At 37.2% G+C, this 3,430-nt stretch carries 2 protein-coding genes; one reads left to right on the forward strand and one right to left on the reverse strand.

The features are described 5' to 3' along the window. Window positions 1-277 precede the first annotated feature (277 nt). The gene (locus PX481_RS24070; protein ID WP_288096441.1) at window positions 278-3,031 is read left to right on the forward strand and encodes a DNA methyltransferase; all 2,754 of its coding nucleotides are present in this window, start codon (window positions 278-280) and stop codon (window positions 3,029-3,031) included. 135 nt (window positions 3,032-3,166) lie between these two features. Here PX481_RS24070 and PX481_RS24075 read toward each other — a convergent pair whose 3' ends face one another. Continuing rightward, window positions 3,167-3,367, reverse strand: a complete 201-nt coding sequence (locus tag PX481_RS24075; protein WP_045362169.1) for a hypothetical protein — start codon at window positions 3,365-3,367, stop codon at window positions 3,167-3,169. Window positions 3,368-3,430: the final 63 nt, after the last annotated feature.

Consider the following 3,430-nt stretch of genomic DNA (forward strand, 5'->3'; position numbering starts at 1 on the left):
GCACCCCCCTTATCAAGGGGAGATCACCCCGCCTATCGGCACCCCCCTTATCAAGGGGAGATCCCCCCGCCTATCGGCACCCCCCTTATCAAGGGGAGATCCCCCCGCCTATCGGCACCCCCCTTATCAAGGGGGGCAGGGGGGATCGAACCTAAAATTTATCTTCAATTTAATTATAACCAGCTACTTATCTGTATCCCTTACTGACTGCATCTGGCTCCCTACACCATTTTCTACTATCTTTGAGCAAACCCGCGAAAGATAAGGAGTTAAAACTATGCCTTTAAGTTGGAATGAAATTAAAAATCGCGCGATTACCTTTCAAAAAGAGTGGCAAGGAGAGACTTCAGAAAAAGCAGAATCTCAATCTTTTTGGAATGAGTTTTTTCATGTCTTTGGCATTTCACGGCGTAGGGTAGCCAGTTTTGAGCAACCGATAAAAAAAGCAGATAATAAACAGGGTTTTATTGATTTACTCTGGAAAGGAACGATTTTAGTTGAGCATAAATCGAAGGGGAAAGATTTAGAAAAAGCCACACAACAGGCTAAGGATTATTTTCCCAATTTAAAGGAACATGAGTTACCGCGTTATATTTTAGTATCGGATTTTCAACGGTTTAAATTATATGATTTAGATTCGGGCAATCAATGGGAATTTGAATTAAGTAATTTTGTTGATAACGTTCATTTATTTGATTTTATTGCTGGTTATGAAAAGCGAGTTTATAAAGACGAAGATCCCGTCAATATTCAAGCCGCCGAGTTAATGGGAAAACTTCATGATTGCCTCAAAGAAATTGGTTATATAGGGCATGATTTGGAAGTTTATCTAGTGCGTTTATTATTTTGTTTATTTGCCGATGATACGGGTATTTTTAATAAGGGGATTTTCTGGGAATATATCGATCTACATACCAAGGAAGATGGTAGTGATTTGGCGATGCACATTGATGCTATTTTTCAGGTTTTGAATACACCAGAAGAAAAAAGATTAAAAAATCTCGATGAAAATTTAACTCAATTTCCCTACATAAATGGCAAGTTATTTGAGGAGTCTTTACCTTTAGCGGCTTTTGATAGCAAGATGCGAGTCATGTTATTAGAAGCTTGTGCTTTTGATTGGGGAAAAATTTCCCCTGCTATTTTTGGCTCTATGTTTCAAGCGGTAATGAATCCAAAAGAGCGACGCAATTTAGGGGCGCATTATACCTCCGAGAAAAATATTCAAAAGGTGATTAAACCGTTATTTTTAGATGATTTACACAGGGAATTTGAGAAGATTAAAGGCAATCGCAATAAATTACTAGAATTTCAGAAAAAGATTGCTAATTTATATTTTCTCGATCCTGCCTGTGGTTGCGGCAATTTTTTAATTATTACCTATCGGGAGTTACGCGATTTAGAGATTTTGGTATTACAGGAGTTAGATAAAACGGGGCAGTTAGTAATAGATATTAGTAGGATTATTCAGGTAGATGTCAATCAGTTTGCTGGTATTGAATACGATGAGTTTGCGGTGAGGGTGGCTGAGGTGGCAATGTGGTTAATTGATCATCAGATGAATATTAAAGTTAGTAATACTTTTGGTCAATATTTTGTGCGTTTGCCATTGAAAAAAGCGGCAAAGATTGTTCATGGAAATGCCTTACGGATTGATTGGGAGGAAATTGTATCAAAAGAAAAGCTCAATTTTATTTTAGGGAATCCTCCTTTTGTGGGGAAACAGTTACAAAATGCCGACCAAAAGGCTGACATGAATAATGTTTTAGGCGAAGTTAAAGGAGCAGGTGTTTTAGATTATGTGACGGCATGGTATATTAAAGCGGCTGAATTTATTCAAAATAGTTTAATTCGTTGCGCTTTAGTTAGTACAAATTCTATTTCTCAGGGTGAACAAGTTGGTGTTCTTTGGCAAGAGCTTTATCAAAAATATAAAATAAAAATTCATTTTGCCTATCGAACTTTTAGCTGGAGTAATGAAGCAAAAGGAAACGCCGCAGTTCATTGTGTTATTATTGGTTTTGGGCTAGAAGATATTGACAATAAACGTATTTTTGATTATGCTGATATTAAAGGTGAACCAACAGAAAGAAAGGTTAAAAATATTAATCCTTACCTGACAGAAGGAAATGATTTAATCATTTTAAAGAAAATAAAACCCATTTGTAACGTGCCTGAAATGATCAAAGGCAGCCAACCTACAGATGGTGGTAATCTTCTGATGAATGACGAGGAAAAAGAACAGTATATTCGACAAGAACCCGCAGGAGAAAAATTTATTAAGCCTTTTATTTCTGCTGATGAGTTTCTGAATAATAAAAGACGCTGGTGTTTTTGGTTAACAGAAATACAGCCTAAAGAATTAAAGCAGTTGCCTCTATTATTAAAAAGAGTAGAAGCTGTTAAAGAAATGCGTTTGGCTAGTTCTAAAGTTGCGACAATTAAATGGTCGCAGTTCCCAACATTATTTACTGAAAATAGACAGCCAAAAACCAGCTATATTTTAATACCAAGTCACTCTTCGGAGAATAGAAAATATATTCCGTTCGGTTTCTTTAGTCCAGATTATATTGCTAATAATAGTTGTCTCTTTGTTGCCAGTGCTGATTTATATTTATTTGGTATTCTTACTTCAGCAATGCACATGACATGGGTTAAATATGTTTGCGGACGATTAAAAAGTGATTACCGTTATTCAAACACCATCGTTTATAATAACTACCCCTTTCCAGAAAATATCACCGACAAACAAAAACAAACCGTCGAAACTTGCGCTCAAGCTGTGCTAGATACTAGGGTAAAATATCCTGATAGTAGCCTTGCGGATTTATACGATCCTTTAACCATGCCTCCCGACTTGCTCAAAGCTCACCAAAAACTTGACAAAGCCGTTGATTTGTGTTATCGTCCCCAACCCTTTACCAGTGAATTAAACCGTATTGAATACCTCTTTGAACTCTACGAAAAATTAACCGCTCCCCTACTCCCTACCAGCAAACAAAAAGCCACGAAAAGAAAAAATTCTCAATAACCGAAAATGCTTGCTTGTCTGCCTTTTATTCAGTCAACAGTTATCGGTTAACAGTGGAAAAAACTGATATAGTGCTATTGGGAGTAGTAAGGTACAGCGACTTTCTTACCCGTTCCCCGTTCCCCGGCCTAAACCCTAGAAATCATCGGGAATAATCCATTGGGTCGGTTGCGTCAGTTTTTTTAGTCTAGCGGCTTCTGCCATTTCTAACATCTTGTCCAAAGAAGTTTCGGCAATAAATTTAGCTGCTTCGGCGGCATGAGCTTGATTGGGGCATTTATCGCCTAAAATACAACCATTTAGGCAATCTACAGCACAATTTACCTGTTTTTCCATAAAAAATCTCTTTTTCTGACTAGATTTGGCCTTTATATTTTAACCCAACTTTTTTCAGTACCC

This window comes from Microcystis sp. M53603_WE2, from assembly GCF_030065435.1.

What these genes read in the sequence shown, in the direction of transcription:
- PX481_RS24070 (WP_288096441.1), top strand. Translation starts at nt 278, where the DNA reads ATGCCTTTAAGTTGGAATGAAATTAAAAATCGCGCGATTACCTTTCAA.
- PX481_RS24075 (WP_045362169.1), bottom strand. Translation starts at nt 3,367, where the DNA reads ATGGAAAAACAGGTAAATTGTGCTGTAGATTGCCTAAATGGTTGTATT.